Below are 17,886 nucleotides of genomic sequence, written 5' to 3'. Positions count from 1 at the left end.
GGAGGAAACAGCACTACCTACTCTTGATCACCCGGTCCAGAGGTCAGTGGTTTGAATCCATTCAGTCGTACCAAATATACTTTACCCCCAAAAGTATATTTAATTTAAGAATTTAAAATTGTACGACTGTAGCTCAGTTGGTTAGAGCACTACCTTGACATGGTAGGGGTCGGTGGTTCGAATCCACTCAGTCGTACCAATCTCCATATCTACACTATTAAAAAAGAAAAAGGACTACCTACTCTTGCTCACCCGGTCCAGAGGTCAGTGGTTCGAATCCACTCAGTCGTCCCAATCTCCATATCTGCACTGTAAGAAAGAAAGAGCACTACCTACTCTTGATCACCCGGTCCAGAGGTCGGTGGTTCGAATCCACTCAGTCGTACCAATTCAAAAAATACCTCAAGAAAAAGCACTACCTACTCTTAATCACCCGCTCCACAGGTCGGTGGTTCGAATCCACTCAGTCGTACCAATCTTCATATCTACACTGTTAAAAAAGATAGAGCACTACCCTCTCTACATATCTACACAATAAAAAAAGAATGTAGGTCGGTTAAGTGGCGAAGCCACGCCACCCGACATCGGTGAAACACCCCAACACCAAACATCACCCAACATAAAGCAAAACTGCACCGATATTGGTTAATATCCAACACCGTCGGATGACATCCATTTAATCACCCTGCAAAGTCAGTATTTATTGCTTGATAATTCATACTATGTTAACAAATAGACTATCTTTTAAATTAATACATCAAAAGCACGCTAAGAAAGGATTTAACTATGAAGTTTGTTACGCTCATTTTACTAGCCTTACTTGGCTTTTCAGTTGAAGAGGCTCATGCAAAAACGGTGGTTAAAGTAGGTGGCTATGAGTTCCCTCCTTATATAGAAATTGTTGATGGGCGTGTTTCTGGTCTTACCGTTGAATTAATAAGCGAGCTCAATAAAATACAGTCTTCTTATCATTTTGAATTAGTACTAACCACGCCTATTCGTCGCTTTAAGGATTACCAAAAAGGCCTATTCGATTCGGTTTTTTTTGAGAACCCGAACTGGGGGTGGCAACAAGGGAATAATGTAATTAGTAACTCCCCTGTTATAGCAATAGATACAGAAGTATTTATTGCTTTAAGGCAATTTGCAAAATCTCAAGCCTGGTTTGATAACTTAGAAGATAAAACCTTAGTGGGTATTTTAGGCTACCATTATCCGTTAGCTAATTATGAAAGTAGCCCCTCAGTTCTTGAAAACGAATATAAAATGACTTTATTAAGCAGCCATAAAAGAAGTATTGAATTAGTATTAAAAAAACGCAGCGATTGCGCTATTGTTACTCGCTCTTACCTAAATCAATACTTTAGCAAGTATCCAAAAAGCAAGCGTTTGCTACTTGTGTCTGAGCGAGTTACACAAACCTATAATCATCAATTATTACTCCGCCCAAACCACACGCTAGATATAAGCACCTTGTATAAATGGGTAAAGCAAGCACTCACGCAAGGCAATATTGCAGCTAGGCTAAAGCAACTTGGGCTTCAACAGTCTCCTCTAACTTCACCTTTACTGCTCACTAGCCAAACAAATACTGCTAATTAATGGCAGTAACTAGAAAACTTACTATTTTCATCATTTGTCGCAAACTCAACTAATGTCATTAGTAAATCACTGTGCTTATGCGTAAACCCAGTATTAGAAAGACGCTTTTCTAAATAGGCGGTAAAGTTTTTTCGCTGCTGGTGTTGGCTTTGTAACTTAATTAAAAGCTCTGACTGTTTTTGGTTAATTAATCGTGTCTCGTATATCGGGTCTTCATCTGGCCAATTCTCTACTGGAGAGCCCTTTTGTTGAAACACAAAATCACTCAACGAGCGTTCTATTTTATTATAATCATGCTCCCCTAGCAGTTTTTCTATCTCTTTTAGTAAACTTGAGTATAACACCCGAGGAAAAAGCTTATAAAAATCATGATTTTTGAAAGACTCACCAGAGGGCGTTTGCTGCCAATTTTCAAAGCTTGCTCGTAAAGCATGTACTAATATACGCCCTACATAATGGCTTTTTTGAAACGAAACGCCTTGCGACTCTAATCTCGATAAAACATGGTTTAACCGTTGCTTTAAACTACGTACTTCTAGTTGTAGTTCGCTTTTTTGAGTCTCTAGTAATTGTATTTCGTCAGCACTTGTTGTTATTTTTTGTTCTAACTTATTTATTTTAACTTGTGCACCATGAAACAAATCACGTGTATCTTTGAGCTCGGCCAATACACTGGCATTTTGTAATTTTATAGGCGAATTACCATCGCCTTTATAGGTTATGGTCTGTTTACTGTTTTTTAATGCTTCGTTTAACGCGCGCTCTAATTTACTGTCTATTACTTGACCAGACTTACTGCCTTTGAGCAACGTGGTTAGAGTTAAAGAAATATGCTTTTGATACCAATTTTGGATGTGTTCACATTGCACATCAGATAAATTAGCAAATGGATTATCTTCACTTATTGGCTTATTAGCCATAAAAGTTCCCTCTTGTAAAAACACCTTTAATTATCATACCAACACAATTGGTGATTTATTACAGCACCTAGAAATAGAGTAATATGAAAATTATTTATATAGTTATTCTATTTAATACGATTGAATTTTCATGTTATTAATAAAATAAGTACTAAATCGTATTTAAGTTAAATTACTTGTATTCGCATGTTAATAGTTATCGCTTTTTAAGGCTATATTTAATTGTATGAATACTAAAAGAACCTTACCATTTAAGTTGTTTATTCCAGATAACACACTAAACTTAACTGTACATATAAAAATGCATTATCCTTATGAGAATATTTTTAGTCGCTACCTTATTTATTTCACTTTTTGCTTACGCAGATCCTGCGCCAGTAACTTACACAGTTAATGATAAAAATATCACCCTTCCTGGCGAAAAATACAAAAGCGGTTACGGTTATAATTTAGAGGCTGATACCGTCCTTCGTTTAGTCACTCTCAACTGGCCTCCCTACATAGACGATAACTTATGCAATAAAGGCTGGCTATACCAGCTCACAGTTAGCATGCTGGTAAAGCGTGGTTATGGCGTTCATATTGAATTTTATCCTTGGGCGCGTGCAGTTCGCGAAGCAGAGCTAGGCAAAGCCGATATATTATTTCCTGAGTACTATATTGACGACGATGTCATATCCGAAAATATTCTAACAAAAACACGAAATCAGTTATTGGCGCTATCAGAACCTATTCCAGGCGGCTATTTATCATTTGTTGCGCTAAAGGATCATACTATTGACTACGATGGCAGCATTAACTCTGTAAAAAACCGAGTGATGGGCGTCGTTCGTTCATACAAGAATAGTGCTAAACTCGATGAACTTATTGATCAAGGTGAAATAAAAACCATTGTGGCAAACAGTGAATATCAGCTTATTCACTTGCTATTAAACGGTCGTGTTGAGCTTATTGTTGCTGACTTAGAAGTACTTAAAGCCAGCGTTTACAAGTCACTTTTATCAAATAGAGATAAAAAAAGGATGCTAAATGCGCTCGTTGCATTAATGCCAAGCATTGAATACAAAAATCTATATTATTCTGTAACTAAAAGTGCATCACAATGGCAATCTATTTTGGAAGATATAAATACTGAAATTGCGAATATGCATGCAAACAATGAGTTTGATAGCTTTATAAAAAATAAAAAACAACAGTGTTATAACCTTGGATAATTAACGATTTATTTTAAACTACATGGTAACTATAAAGCTGATGCTCTCAAAGCCATCAGCTATTATATAATGTTTAAAAATCAAATGGCGCTCTTACCCAGCCTTCCATTAAAACACGCGCGCTGCGGCTCATACTGGCTTTGCTAACCTGCCATTGGCCATTTGTAACCACCGCCTCTGCTCCCACTTTTAATGTGCCCGAAGGGTGACCAAAGTTAACTTCATTAATAGCACCACCACCGGCGGCTAAATTAACTAATGTTCCTTCAACTGCCGCAGCAGTACCAATAGCGACAGCGGCAGTGCCCATCATTGCATGATGTAACTTACCCATTGACATAGCACGGACTAACAAATCGATATCACTTGCATTAACCTGCTTACCACTTGAAGATATATAATCATGTGGAGAAGCCACAAATGCCACTTTAGGTGTGTGCTGGCGTGCTTGTGCTTCATTAATATTATTAATTAAGCCCATTTTTACTGCCCCATGGGCACGAATGCTTTCAAGCTTAGTGAGTGCGGCTTCATCAGCGTTTATGTCATCTTGTAGTTCAACACCGGTATAACCAATATCACTGGCATTTACAAAAATAGTCGGAATACCAGCATTGATCATAGTTGCTTTTAACGTGCCCACGTTTGGAACTTCTAAATCATCAACTACGTTGCCTGTTGGAAATAGCGCACCATCACCATCAGCAGGGTCAATAAATTCAAGCTTTACTTCAGCGGCAGGAAAGGTAACACCATCTAACTCAAAATCACCGGTTTCTTGTACTTCACCATTGATCATGGGTACATGCACTAAAATACTTTTTTTAATGTTAGCCTGCCATACACGCACAATGGCAATGCCATTATCAGGTACTCTACCTTTATCGACTAAACCATTACTGATTGCAAATGCGCCAACTGCAGAGGTTAAATTACCGCAGTTGCCACTCCAATCTACAAACGCTTTATCAATCGCGACTTGACCAAATAAATAATCAACATCGTGATCGGGCTGTTCACTTTTACTTAAAATAACGGTTTTACTGGTGCTTGATGTTGCGCCACCCATACCATCGGTTTGTTTACCGTATGCATCTGGGCTACCAATAACGCGCAATAATAAGCTATCGCGCGCCTCACCTGCCACTTGGGCAGGCGCAGGTAAATCGGTTAAATTAAAAAATACGCCTTTACTGGTGCCACCACGCATGTATGTCGCTGGCACTTTAATTTGTGGTTTAAACATAAATGTGCGTCCTTATGATGCTTGCGTAGCTTCTAAAAAGTCTTGCGCAAAGCGTTGTAAAACACCGCCTGCAGCGTAAATAGAGAGCTCTTCTTGCGTATCTAATCGGCACTTCATTGGTACGTTTATTACCTCACCATTTTTACGTGTAATAACCAGTTCCAAAGTTGCTCCTGGTGTTGGCTCACCCTTTACATCGTAGCTTTCGCTACCATCAAGATTAAGTGTTTTACGCGTTGTGCCTGGCTTAAACTCAAGCGGCAAAACGCCCATACCAATTAAGTTAGTACGATGAATACGTTCAAACCCTTCGGCTGCAATAACCTGAACACCAGCAAGCCTTACACCTTTTGCCGCCCAATCGCGCGACGAACCTTGCCCATAATCGGCACCGGCAACTATAATAAGCGGTTGTTTGCGCTGCATGTAGGTTTCGATGGCTTCCCACATACGCGTGTTTTCACCTTCTGGCTCTATGCGTGCGTACGATCCTTGCTTCACTTCGCCGTTTTCATCCAATACCATTTCGTTTAATAATTTAGGATTGGCAAACGTGGCGCGCTGCGCGGTTAAGTGATCGCCTCGGTGCGTTGCGTACGAGTTAAAATCTTCTTCTGGCACGTTCATTTTAGTCAGGTATTCACCTGCCGCGCTGCTTGCCATAATCGCATTAGAAGGTGATAAATGATCGGTTGTAATGTTATCGCCAAGTACCGCTAATGCACGCATACCACTCATACTGCGCTCACCTGCTAATGCTCCTTCCCAATAAGGAGGGCGACGAATATACGTACTTTCAGAGCGCCAATCGTATAATGGGTCGTTATCTTCGCCGTAATCAACGGTTAAGTTAAACATTGGCTCGTATACTTTTCTAAACTGCTCAGGCTTAACACTTTGCTTGATCACTGCATCTATTTCTTCATCAGATGGCCATAAATCTTTTAAGGTTACATCGTTACCTTGCTGATCCTTACCGAGGATATCTTTTTCTATATCAAAACGAATGGTACCAGCAATAGCATAAGCAACCACAAGCGGTGGAGACGCTAAAAACGCTTGCTTTGCATACGGATGAATACGACCATCAAAGTTACGGTTACCCGAAAGCACCGCTGTTGCGTATAAATCGCGTTCAATGACTTCTTGTTGAATTTTAGGGTCTAGTGCACCACTCATACCGTTACAGGTAGTACAGGCAAAACCAACAATACCAAAACCAAGCTGCTCAAGCTCTGGTAATAAGTTTGCATCTTCAAGGTACGATTGTACTGCTTTAGAACCCGGTGCCAATGAGGTTTTAACCCAAGGTTTACGCATTAATCCTTTGGCATTTGCATTTCTCGCTAATAAACCTGCCGCAATTACATTGCGCGGGTTACTGGTATTAGTACAGCTAGTAATAGCGGCAATAATACACGCGCCATCTGGCATTAAGCCCTCTTCGTTTTCAACAACGCCCGAAATACCTTCTTTAGCTAAATCGCTGGTAGATACACGACGATGCGGATTTGAAGGCCCTGCAATGTTGCGCCCTACACTTGATAAATCAAATTTAAGCACACGATCGTAATGCGCTGTTTTTAAGCTGTCGCTCCATAGCCCTGCTGTTTTAGCGTAGTTTTCTACTAGTGCAATTTGCTCTTCATCGCGACCTGTTAAACGTAAGTAATCAATAGTTTTATCGTCAATGTAGAACATAGCGGCGGTTGCGCCAAATTCTGGGGTCATGTTCGAAATGGTCGCTCTGTCACCCAGGGTTAGTGCATCTGCACCTTCACCGTAAAATTCGAGGTAAGTCGATACCACACGTTGCTCGCGTAAAAATTCGGTAATAGCCAATACAATATCGGTTGCAGTAATGCCCGGTTGGCGTTTACCGGTAAGCTCTACGCCAACAATATCTGGTAAACGAATGTACGATGCGCGCCCTAGCATTACACTTTCGGCTTCAAGGCCGCCCACGCCAACAGCAATAACACCTAATGCATCAACATGCGGTGTATGGCTGTCGGTACCTACTAGCGTGTCTGGGAATGCAATACCATCACGATTTTGAATAACCGGCGACATTTTTTCAAGGTTAATCTGATGCATGATGCCATTGCCCGGCGGGATCACATCAATATTTTTAAACGCGGTTTTTGTCCAGTTTATAAAATGGAAACGGTCATCGTTGCGTCTGTCTTCAATAGCGCGGTTTTTCTCAAACGCTTCAGGATCAAAGCCTGCGTGCTCAACAGCTAATGAATGGTCAACAATCAGTTGAGTAGGTACAACTGGGTTTACTTTTGCAGGATCGCCGCCTTTTGCAGCAATAGCGTCACGCAGGCCAGCTAAATCAACTAGAGCGGTTTGCCCTAAAATATCGTGACATACAACGCGTGCCGGATACCATGGAAAATCTAAATCTTGCTTGCGCTCAATTATTTGGCTAAGCGCATCGGTTAGCATATCGGGTTCACAGCGGCGCACTAAGTTTTCGGCAAATACACGCGAGCTATAAGGGAGAGTAGCGTATGCGCCTGGTTTAATGGCATCTACCGCGGCTTGGGTATCGTAGTAATCTACATTTGAGCCTGGTAATGGCTTACGGTATTGGGTGTTATTAATAATGGTCATAATAAATTCGCTAATTTGGTGACGGAGGAGAGTGCGGTAAAAGCGTTATAAACAATAAAAGGTGAGCCGAGTGCTCACCTTAAACGCTAACTAATTAGCCTCTTGATTCAATTGGCGTGTAGCTACGCGCATCTGGCCCTGTGTAATCGGCACTTGGGCGAATAATACGATTATTTGCACGCTGCTCTTTTACGTGAGCTGTCCAACCGGTTACACGGCTCATTACGAAGATAGGCGTGAACAACTTAGTAGGAATACCCATAAAGTGGTACGCTGATGCATGGAAGAAATCGGCATTACAGAATAACTTCTTCTCACGCCACATTACTTCTTCACAGCGAACAGACACTGGGTAAAGCACATCGTCACCCACTTCTGCGGCTAATTTTTCAGACCATTTTTTAATAATAACATTACGTGGATCTGACTCGCGGTAAATAGCGTGGCCAAAGCCCATAATTTTATCTTTACGCTCAAGCATGCCCATAAGCGCATCTTCAGCTTGGTCAGCACTAGTAAAGCTTTCAATCATATCCATTGCGGCTTCGTTTGCACCACCATGCAGTGGGCCACGTAAGGTACCAATTGCGCCAGTAACACATGAGTGAATGTCAGATAACGTAGATGCACACACACGACCAGTAAAAGTAGAGGCATTAAATTCATGCTCTGCGTACAAAATTAGTGATACATTCATCACTTGTGCAAATAATTCACTTGGCGCTTTATCGTGTAATAGCGTTAAAAAGTGTGCGCCTACTGAATCATCATCCGTTTGTGTTTCAATACGAACACCGTCATGAGTAAAACGATACCAGTAACAAATAATACTTGGGAAAATTGCCACCATGCGGTCAATCGCATCGTTTGCTTCGCTAAAGTCATTTTCCATTTCAAGGTTACCTAGCATAGAGCAACCAGTACGCATTACATCCATTGGGTGTGCGTCTTTAGGGATGTTCTCTAGCACTGTTTTTAGTGACTCAGGTAAACCACGTAAGCTCTTAAGTTTAGCTTTGTACTCTGCCAGTTCGCTTGATGTTGGTAGCTCGCCGCGTGAAAGTAAAAACGACACTTCTTCAAACTGCGCTTTTTCAGCCAGTTCGCTAATGTCGTAACCACAGTAAGTTAAACCTGAGCCTGTTTGCCCTACTGTACATAATGCTGTTTGTCCTGCTACTTGGCCACGTAAGCCTGCGCCACCTAATGCTTTATCTACCATGATTTGTCTCCTGTTGAATTTTTTATTATTTGTCAGATTTTGCTGAAAAAAGGTTATCTAGCGTATTTTCGTACGAGTGATAATCTAAAAAGTCGTAAAGCTCTGCACGCGTTTGCATACTTTCAATTTGGCTTTGTTGCGACCCTTCATTCAAAATAGCCGAGTACACATTGAGTGCTGCTTTGTTCATAGCTCTAAACGCACTTAGTGGGTAAAGCACCATTTCTACACCCACATCGCTTAACTGCTCTTTGGTGTAAATAGGTGTTTGGCCAAACTCGGTAATGTTGGCTAAGATCGGCACGTTAATCGCTTTGCTAAATGCTTGGTAATCAGCAAGATCATGAACGGCTTCTGCAAAAATGGCATCGGCCCCCGCCTCAACACAGGCTGCTGCGCGGTCTATTGCTGCATTTAAACCTTCTTTTTGAAATGCATCAGTACGCGCCATAATGTAAAAGTCGCTATCGGTTTTAGCATCAACTGCCGCTTTAATACGGTCTACCATTTCAGCTTGAGTAACTATTTCTTTATTAGGACGATGGCCACAACGCTTTTGCGCTACTTGATCTTCTATATGAAACCCTGCTGCACCTGCTTTAGTCATTTCTTTAACGGTACGGGCAATATTAAACGCCCCGCCCCAACCTGTATCGGCATCAACTAATAATGGTAAATCACTAGCACCGGTAATACGGCGAATATCTTCAAGCACGTTATCAAGGCTAGTCATGCCTAAATCTGGCATACCAAATGAGGCATTAGCCACACCTGCACCCGATAAGTAAATAGCCTGATGGCCCATTTTTTCTGCCATCATTGCGGTATACGCGTTAATAGTACCCACAACTTGTAACGGGTGGTTATTTGCAATTGCCTGTTTAAATTTTAATCCTGCTGACATTACCTTCTCCTAACTTTGAACGGGGCTGCTCTTTGGCAGCTTAGTATTTTTTAATAATGTTACATCTGTACTAGTTTGCCATTTCATTTTGAGTGGCTTGTACTGATTGATATCCATCAAATTTTGTTTGTATATTTGCTTGAGAAGCACTGATATGGCGCTTCATTAGCATTTCAGCGAGCTCACCATCATGGTTTTCTATGGCGTTAATAATGGCTAAATGTTCGTCAAACGCTTTCGATACGCGTGGCCCAACCATACCCATTTGTACACGGTACATTCTTATTAACTGGTACAGATCGTGGCATAACAAATGTATTAAATGAGCGTTTTTACTGCCTTTGATGATTCGATAATGAAAGTCTAAATCGCCTGCCTCTTGATAGTACGACTCACCTTCTTTAACACGCTGAGTTTGCAAATGCTGATTCAGTAATTGTTTCAAGCTTTGTACTTCATCGGCTGCCATATTGTCGGCAGCTAACCTACATGCAAGTCCTTCAAGGGCACTGCGCACCTGATACACTTCAATTAAACGCTCCGCGGTTAATGCTACAACACGACAACCTATATTGGCTTTGCGCTCAACTAAATAACAACTTTCTAAACGATTTAATGCCTCTCTAAGTGTTGCACGGCTTACACCATAACGCTTTGCCAGTTCTGGCTCTGATATTTTACTGCCTTGTGCAATACTGCCTTCTACAATTTCGCGGCGCATATCTACAAACACTTTATCGGAAGCGGTTGTAACTGCGGTATCGTTTAAAAAGTGCTGTGTCATAAAGTATTTTTATATTGTCGACAATTTATGGGTTAACTATGTGCTTATTAGCTAACAGTGTCAACCCTAAAAGTGCTAAGGATGAGCAAAAAACCACCACATTGTCGACAGCATTAGCCAAAAGTATAATAATTTTTAGTATTGAGTGCGTTTTTCACAATAAGGTGTCGACACTTTAAAGGTGCTACTATTTCGACTTTAACACTGAAAATAATCGCTAAAAATGCTATTATCAGCCTTTAATTTTATTGTATGAGCCAAATCGTGGACGCTAACACTTATATCCCCAAGCAATTTATTGACGACGTAAAAACTTATCTGCCTGAGCACCTTACGTTAGATGATTTTTTAAGTGCCTGTCGTCGACCTTTACGTAAGTCTGTTCGCGTTAATACATTAAAAATGAGTGTTGAAGAATTTAAACGCCATGCGGCTCAAAAAAATTGGCAACTCACTGCTATTCCGTGGTGCGATGAAGGCTTCTGGCTTGAGCGCCCAAATAATGAAGAGCAAAATTTAGCGCTGGGCAATACCGATTTACATTTAAGTGGCGCAATGTACGTACAAGAGGCAAGCTCAATGTTGCCGCCAATGGCACTAAAGCACAGCCTGCAAACTAGTAACACAGTACTCGACATGGCCTCAGCCCCGGGATCAAAAACATCACAATTAGCGGCACTAATGAATAACCAGAGGGTTCTCGTTGCCAATGAGCTATCGTCATCTCGTTTAAAAGTGCTCAGTGCTACGTTAAAGCGTATGGGTGTGGGTAATTGTGCCCTTTCACATTTTGATGGCGTTGTATTTGGTGATTACATGTTCGAATGTTTTGACAGCATATTGCTAGATGCGCCATGCTCTGGTGAAGGCACAGTTCGTAAAGATAGCGATGCATTAAAAAATTGGTCTATCGAATCAAATGTTACTATTGCCCAAGTACAAAAAGATCTGATTAAAAGTGCATTTTACGCACTTAAACCTGGCGGTACATTGGTGTATTCAACCTGTACATTAACCCCTCTCGAAAACCAGCAAGTGTGTGATGCATTGCTAGAAGAATTTGGTGAGTACATTAAGCCAGAGCCTTTAAATGATCTTTTCCCTGGCGCAGAAAAAGCCACTACAGACGAGGGTTACTTACATGTTTGGCCTCAAACCTTCGACAGCGAAGGCTTTTTTATTGCTAAATTTAAAAAGCACAGCAGCTGCGAAAACCAAAATCTAAAAGTTAAAAAAGGTGCATTCCCTTTTAGTGACTTTGATAGTAAACAGCAAAGTGCGTTTATGAGCTCCCTCAAAAAGCAATTTGGTTTAACGAGTCTACCAGGCACATTAATGCAGCGAGACAAAGAGCTTTGGCTGTTTCCAGATGAATTTGAAGCGATACAAAACAAAATTAAATATGCTCGATTAGGTATTCAGGTTGGTGTTATTCATAAAAATGGGGTACGCCTTGCTCACGAGTTTGCCACCGTATTTGGTAAGCAATGTAAAAGTAATGTACTGGAATTAACCAATCAACAAGCCAGTGATTACTTTAATGGTAAAGACATTCGTTTGGATGAGGTTGTTAAGGCAACTGGCGAAGTGATCCTGACCTTATGTGGTTGCCCTATTGGTTTAGGAAAGTGGCAAAAAAATAAGGTTAAAAACTCACTACCTAGAGATTTGGTGCAAAATACGCAGTTAATAAACTGGGAGTAAACCCTAACTTAAATGTAAAAAAGGTGTGCATAACAAATGTAACCCACTGTAATTATTGCAGTATAAAAAACGAACAAAAATGTGTATTTTTGAAGCTTTTGACTATACTTAAATAACTTTCTTCTTCTCCCTAAGAATCTGAAAGTGTCTTTAGTTAGCGCAGGGCTCACATGTGAGCCCCTCTATAACCCAGAGTTCCTTATAGCTCTGGGTCTTTTTTTGTCTAGACAAAAGTTAACGGGCTTCGGGGATCGGGTTACGAGCTTAATCCCGAAACTTGCCCTAGCATTACAATTAGATCTTTAAGAGAAATTATGCACAAAGAGGTTATGAGTCGCTACGCTTTTAGAGATAGTGTCAAAACAATTAATCACTTCGGTTAGTGGCTTTGGTTTCTCATTTACTTCTCATTCGCTTCTCTCAGTGCAATAAGATCTTTAAGAAAATTATGCACAAAGAGGGCTAAGAGACGCTGCGCTTTTAGAGGATGACACTTAAAAATCAGAAGCTGTACTTTTCACGCGGGCAAGCTCAGCGTCTATCTATAAGTTATGAGCTCTACTTAAGATCTGTTTGATCTTCTCATTTGCTCCTCATTCGCTTCTCTCAGTTCAATTAGGTCTTAGTGAATTATTCATATAAAGGATGAAAAGGTTCTGCGATTTAGAGGACGTGACAAATACAGAATATTTTAATTAATAACTAGGCCTAGTATTTAATGTTTTCTCATACAATTTTCTATGTTAGGTAAGCTTTGAATTGTTGTGTAAAGGATAAATTATTTTACTAAACTATAATCAGTCTAAATCAATACAAGCAGAAATAAAAAATCTAACTCTTAAAGTTACCATTGAATAAGGATAATCATGCACATTGACGAGTTAACACAAATAGTTATTGGCTGCGCTATAGAGGTACACAAAACCTTAGGCCCTGGCTTATTGGAGTCAAGCTATGAATCTTGTTTAATGTATGAGTTATGTCAGGCTGGGTTATTTATTAAAAATCAAGTTGAACTACCAATAATTTACAAGGAACAATATATTGCAACAGGCTATAAATTGGACATTTTATTACCAAATGAATTAATAATTGAACTGAAGGCCGTTGATAAACTACAACCTATTCACTCAGCTCAGTTGATTACATATATGAAGCTATCAAATATAAATACGGGCTTACTAATTAACTTTAATACACTAAAGTTGGTTGATGGTATCAAGCGCTTTAATTTATGATTTTTCAATCAACTTGATAGTTAATATTCTCTTAAGTGAAGATGCACAAAGAGGATTAAGAGGCGCTGCGCTTTTAGAGGTAGTGACAAAATAATTATTCAATTGGATTAGGGCTTTGGTTTCTCATTTACTACTCATTCCCTTCTCTCAGTGCAATAAGATCTTTAAGAGAAATTATGCACAAAGAGGTTATGAGTCGCTACGCTTTTAGAGATAGTGTCAAAACAATTAATCACTTCGGTTAGTGGCTTTGGTTTCTCATTTACTTCTCATTCGCTTCTCTCAGTGCAATAAGATCTTTAAGAAAATTATGCACAAAGAGGGCTAAGAGACGCTGCGCTTTTAGAGGTAGCGACAAAATAATTAGTACTTAGGTTAATGGCTTTGGTTTCTCATTTACTTCACATTCGCTTCTCTCAGTGCAATTAAATCTAAGCAAATCATGAGCAAGGAGGATTAAGAAACGCTGCGCTTTTAGAGATAGTGACAAATACAGAATATTTTAATTAATAACTAGGCCTAGTCGTTAGTGTTTTCTCATTTACTCCTCATTCGCTTCTCTCGGTGCAATTTGGTCTTGGTGAATTATTTAAAAAAAAGAAGTTATAGACACTTAGCATTTAGAAGATAAAAATACTCAAAACCAGAAGCTGCGCTTGTTAAGCGAGCAAGCTATGCGTCTACAATCAACCCTAAATTCTGAGACCTTAGCACGTACCTCGCAGCCCATATCTCGTTGCTCGAAGCGTGTATTTTAACCACAGTATTTATTAAACATCCAACTGTTTCTAATAGCCTCATAATGAGAACCAAATTGAAGCGATAAACACACTATAGGTAGTCGGTTCATTTCTTTCGCCATACTAAAGATGTTATTAAACTTATAGCCGTATTTAGAGGCTAACTTTAGCTCATTCACATAAAGGGCTTTGTAGGTAGGTGGTAGTTCATTCCAGTGCATTAACGCAATTTGGATGATACCTAAGTGAACATCTAACTTATACGGCCCAACTTTTTTAGCTTGCTGAATATAATCATATACCCGCTTGGTAGGGCCCTCTTGATAACTTACTACTTGTGCCAAGCTTATCCAGGTTAGTGCCCAAGTTTGTCTAAGCTCAACCGACTTTAATAACGCTTGCTCAGCCTGTTGGTATGTTTGCTTAACTTTATCTGACTGCTCACTTGATGTGGTATCAATACCGGCTAAACCTAGCATTTTTATATGGGCTAAAAAGTGCCAATAATGAGGATGGTCAGGATCCATATTTGTAGCCAACGTAATCGCATTTTCTGCAGCTTGAAGCGATGAACCAGATAAAGCGCCATCCGACTCTTGCACAATATTAAGTGCATTAAAGTACCACGCATTTGCACGCATACTTTGCATACTGGTATAAGCGATAACAAGTACAATCATGGCTAATATAGCAGCAGGAACTGCCTTGAACATGTTTAATTTAGTCATTAAATAAACACTCGGTTAGCTGCAGCGGGTTAGTTATAAAAAGCGTTGTAGCCTGCTCTTCACCTAATAATTGCGCTACTGTTTTTCTAGCTTGGCTCAATATAGGAGGTCGGCGTTTTACTGAGTGAGCATCAGAGGCAACATAGTTCACTAAACCATCTTTTAGCATTTGTAACGCTATAGTTTGTGCGCTTTCGCCCCACTCACCTTCAATACTCGATGCCGTTAGCTGAAAATCACAGCCTAACTGCTTTAAGTGTTGAATATAATAAAGGTTTGACTGAATATCGCGGTTACGTTCAGGATGCGGAATAATAACGCGTATATTTTGTTTAGCGAGCCACTGAATAAACTTATCGTAACCTTGCGGCATGTGTGAATGCGGTAACTCTAATAGCAACACGTTTTTGTCTGCTATTTTACCAATAAAAGGCAGTTTATTAGCCATCACCATTGCCATAAGTTCTATGTCTAAACGAACTTCAGCAGCGGCAGCTAATTTTACATTAATACCTTCTTTATGTGCCTCTCGCTTTAAACTCTCTAAATCGTTTTGTATTTGAGCAGTCGCATTATTAAAGCGGCCCACATGTATATGTGGCGTTGCCACCATATGAGTAATGCCATCGTTTTCGGCCAATTTTAAAAGCGCCAAAGATTCAGTTAAATCTTTAGCGCCATCATCAATACCCGGCAAAATATGCGTATGAATATCAATCATAAATTACTTAATTACACTTGTGGCTTTTCAGGTTGCTGTGAGTAATCGTAATAATCATAGTAACCATGGCTATGCTCATCTTTAGACTTACTCATATCTACCTTGTTTAGTACCACACCAGCAACGTGAGCTTTTACTTCAAATAAACGTTCTAGGCCCGCTGTAATTGGTTTAATACGGGTAATGTCTGATTTAACAACATAAACAACTGAATCAACACTTTGTGCAATTACCAATGCATCACTTACTGCTTGTGTAGGCGGTGTATCAACAATAATATGATCGTACTGCGCTTTTAACTCACTAAGCAATTGTGCAAAGCGTGGGCTTGACAACAACTCAAGTGGATTCGACGGTATTTGCCCACTCGGCATAATTGTAACACCCGATTGCGTATCAACATGAACACACTCAGCTAATTGCTCAGTACCAATCATTAAATTACTTAAACCTGGGTGAAATACCGGTATATCAAAACGTTTAGCTAACGTTGGTTTACGTAAATCGGCATCAATTAATAATACCTTACCCATTTGTGCCAACGACATCGCTAAATTAGCAGAAGTGGTGGTTTTACCTTCCCCTGGGGAGGTAGAGGTAACCGCAATAACCTGATGCGCTCGGTCAAGATGAGTTAACAGTAAACTAGTACGGAAGGTACGTACCGACTCAGCAAAGCGGCGATAAGTATCTTCTAAATAAGCATGAATCGGAAAATAGCTCTTTTTAGGAACTGCAACATGCGGCAATAATCCTAACATGCGCTGTGCGAGTTTATTTTCTACATCATTTTTATTTTTAACTGTGTCGTTTAAGGCATCAAAAACAAAGGTCATTACTACCGCAAAACCTAAACTAGCCACAAAAGCTAAAATAACAATTAACTTTTTGTTAGGTTTACTAGGGTTTCTTGGAGCATAAGCCCGGTCTGTAAAGCGCGCTGCAGCTGAACTAAAGTCACTGGTTACTTCGGTTTCTTTAGAGCGGGATAAAAAGGTATTAAAAATATTACGGTTTGTTTCAACTTCACGCTTAAGCTGATTATATTGTGTTTCTTTGCGGGTAATATCTTGATATTCAGCACGAATTTTAGCTAAGTCGCGCTCAAGCGCATTTACAGTTCGCGTTGTTCTATTAAGCTCTTTTTCTATACCGGTAATTAACCCTTTAATTTGCTTATTAAGGTTAGTTTTAACGGTGGCAAGCTCAGATTTAGCTGAAATCATTTTAGGATGTTTAGGGCCGTAAACCTCACTAAGCTCACTCACCTTACGCTCAACCAACACAACTTCGCGTTTAACATCCTGTACAACACGATGTGAAGTAATCTCAGGCATGCTTCCAAGTAACTCTATGTTATCGTTACCATATTCGTTAATAACACGGTTAATGCTTTCAAGGTTATTTTTAGTCGCACGCGCATCAACTAACTGCTTTGAAGTTTGCTCAAGCTCTTGAGTAACCAGCCCAGCTATGCCTTCTATATCAACCAGTTTTTGTTCTTCTCGGTAAGCTTGTAAGCGCACTTCAGAGCTATCTAGTTGTATACGCAATTCAGATAAACGCGTATTTAACCAACTTGACGCCTGCTGTGTAATACCCATTTTAGCGCGCATTTGGCTTTCAATGTAAACTTCACCCACCGTATTTGCTACCAAAGCAGCTAACTTAGGGTCACTTGACTCAAAACTTACACGCACTAATTGCGTTTTCATTATAGGAGAGACACTCAAACGCGATTTGAATGCAGCAAGCAAACCTAACATTTCTCGCTCTGCTTGCTCTTCTTCGCTAAGCGCTGAGCTTTCTTTTTTATTTAAAAAAGGTAACAGCTGCTTAACCATGCCTTTTAACTCACCTGTAAGTGAAGGTTTAGCAATAAAGTCGGTATGCTCTTTTAAGTTGAGTTTAGTAATAACCTCACGAGCAATACTGTTTGACTTAATCACTTCAAATTGAGTTAAGTAATATTCTTTTTTAGTAGAATCTAAGCCATATATTTCGTCAAAACTCACCGCCTTGGTTTGCTCCGACTCAATCAATAAAGTGGCTGTAGCTACATATTTAGGCACTAAAGTTAACGCAACCATTATAGTTAGTAATGTAACTACAATAGCAAAACCTAAAATCTTCCATTTACTTTGCTTAATAACATTAAGATAAGCACCTAAATCAATAACTTCCTCGTTGTTGCTAGGCTTTTCAGATAGTGTATTCATTTTATTATTACTGCCTTAAACT

General features: G+C 39.9%; 13 protein-coding genes and 1 tRNA gene. 5 read left to right on the top strand and 9 right to left on the bottom strand.

The window, feature by feature from the left end:
• Positions 1 to 122 precede the first annotated feature (122 nt).
• Both ACNSN3_RS05625 and ACNSN3_RS05620 read left to right on the top strand, forming a co-directional pair.
• A tRNA-Val gene (locus tag ACNSN3_RS05625) sits at positions 123 to 199 on the top strand.
• Positions 200 to 786: 587 nt separating this feature from the next.
• A complete protein-coding gene (locus ACNSN3_RS05620) occupies positions 787 to 1,602 on the top strand; it encodes an amino acid ABC transporter substrate-binding protein (protein WP_418608737.1) in 816 nt (271 codons plus the stop codon).
• Here the strand turns inward: ACNSN3_RS05620 and ACNSN3_RS05615 are convergent.
• Positions 1,599 to 2,522 (bottom strand): hypothetical protein, encoded by a 924-nt coding sequence (locus tag ACNSN3_RS05615; RefSeq protein WP_138620960.1) that lies wholly within the window; start codon positions 2,520 to 2,522, stop codon positions 1,599 to 1,601. The genes ACNSN3_RS05620 and ACNSN3_RS05615 overlap by 4 nt on opposite strands.
• A 314-nt stretch (positions 2,523 to 2,836) precedes the next feature.
• Here ACNSN3_RS05615 and ACNSN3_RS05610 point away from each other — a divergent pair, with 314 nt between their 5' ends.
• Positions 2,837 to 3,736 (top strand): substrate-binding periplasmic protein, encoded by a 900-nt coding sequence (locus ACNSN3_RS05610; RefSeq protein ID WP_418608736.1) that lies wholly within the window; start codon positions 2,837 to 2,839, stop codon positions 3,734 to 3,736.
• A gap of 73 nt (positions 3,737 to 3,809) precedes the next feature.
• Here the strand turns inward: ACNSN3_RS05610 and prpF are convergent, their stop codons facing one another.
• The 5 genes from prpF to ACNSN3_RS05585 all read right to left on the bottom strand — a co-directional run bounded on the left by prpF (position 3,810) and on the right by ACNSN3_RS05585 (position 10,514).
• On the bottom strand, positions 3,810 to 4,982 hold the full coding sequence (gene prpF / locus ACNSN3_RS05605; protein ID WP_418608735.1) for a 2-methylaconitate cis-trans isomerase PrpF: 1,173 nt from the start codon (positions 4,980 to 4,982) through the stop codon (positions 3,810 to 3,812).
• 12 nt (positions 4,983 to 4,994) lie between these two features.
• Positions 4,995 to 7,604 (bottom strand): Fe/S-dependent 2-methylisocitrate dehydratase AcnD, encoded by a 2,610-nt coding sequence (acnD, locus tag ACNSN3_RS05600; RefSeq protein ID WP_418608734.1) that lies wholly within the window; start codon positions 7,602 to 7,604, stop codon positions 4,995 to 4,997.
• Between the two features lie 94 nt (positions 7,605 to 7,698).
• Positions 7,699 to 8,826 carry a bifunctional 2-methylcitrate synthase/citrate synthase gene (prpC, locus tag ACNSN3_RS05595; protein WP_290158224.1) on the bottom strand — a complete coding sequence of 376 codons (1,128 nt, stop codon included), beginning with the start codon at positions 8,824 to 8,826 and terminating at the stop codon, positions 7,699 to 7,701.
• Between the two features lie 25 nt (positions 8,827 to 8,851).
• A complete protein-coding gene (gene prpB, locus ACNSN3_RS05590) occupies positions 8,852 to 9,730 on the bottom strand; it encodes a methylisocitrate lyase (protein WP_138570618.1) in 879 nt (292 codons plus the stop codon).
• Positions 9,731 to 9,800: 70 nt separating this feature from the next.
• A complete protein-coding gene (locus tag ACNSN3_RS05585; RefSeq protein ID WP_010389679.1) occupies positions 9,801 to 10,514 on the bottom strand; it encodes a GntR family transcriptional regulator in 714 nt (237 codons plus the stop codon).
• A gap of 264 nt (positions 10,515 to 10,778) precedes the next feature.
• Between ACNSN3_RS05585 and rsmF the strand changes: the two genes are divergently transcribed.
• Together rsmF and ACNSN3_RS05575 are read left to right on the top strand one after the other, a co-directional pair.
• On the top strand, positions 10,779 to 12,218 hold the full coding sequence (rsmF, locus tag ACNSN3_RS05580) for a 16S rRNA (cytosine(1407)-C(5))-methyltransferase RsmF (protein ID WP_418609043.1): 1,440 nt from the start codon (positions 10,779 to 10,781) through the stop codon (positions 12,216 to 12,218).
• Positions 12,219 to 13,084: 866 nt separating this feature from the next.
• On the top strand, positions 13,085 to 13,456 hold the full coding sequence (locus ACNSN3_RS05575) for a GxxExxY protein (protein ID WP_138570616.1): 372 nt from the start codon (positions 13,085 to 13,087) through the stop codon (positions 13,454 to 13,456).
• Positions 13,457 to 14,210: 754 nt separating this feature from the next.
• Here ACNSN3_RS05575 and ACNSN3_RS05570 read toward each other — a convergent pair.
• From ACNSN3_RS05570 to ACNSN3_RS05560, 3 genes are read right to left on the bottom strand one after another with little or no spacing between them, the layout of a single operon-like run.
• Positions 14,211 to 14,924 (bottom strand): VpsP family polysaccharide biosynthesis protein, encoded by a 714-nt coding sequence (locus ACNSN3_RS05570; RefSeq protein WP_418608733.1) that lies wholly within the window; start codon positions 14,922 to 14,924, stop codon positions 14,211 to 14,213.
• Complete coding sequence (locus ACNSN3_RS05565) at positions 14,917 to 15,645, bottom strand: tyrosine-protein phosphatase (RefSeq protein WP_418608732.1); 729 nt, start codon at positions 15,643 to 15,645, stop codon at positions 14,917 to 14,919. The genes ACNSN3_RS05570 and ACNSN3_RS05565 overlap by 8 nt, the downstream gene beginning before the upstream one ends.
• Before the next feature lie 11 nt (positions 15,646 to 15,656).
• A complete protein-coding gene (locus ACNSN3_RS05560; RefSeq protein WP_055011813.1) occupies positions 15,657 to 17,864 on the bottom strand; it encodes a GumC family protein in 2,208 nt (735 codons plus the stop codon).
• Positions 17,865 to 17,886 lie beyond the last annotated feature (22 nt).

The organism is Pseudoalteromonas sp. US3C1004 (genome assembly GCF_048401065.1).
Lineage (GTDB): Bacteria > Pseudomonadota > Gammaproteobacteria > Enterobacterales > Alteromonadaceae > Pseudoalteromonas > Pseudoalteromonas undina.
Note: the sequence above shows the minus strand (reverse complement) of the source record. Positions and strands in the feature narration are given on the sequence as shown.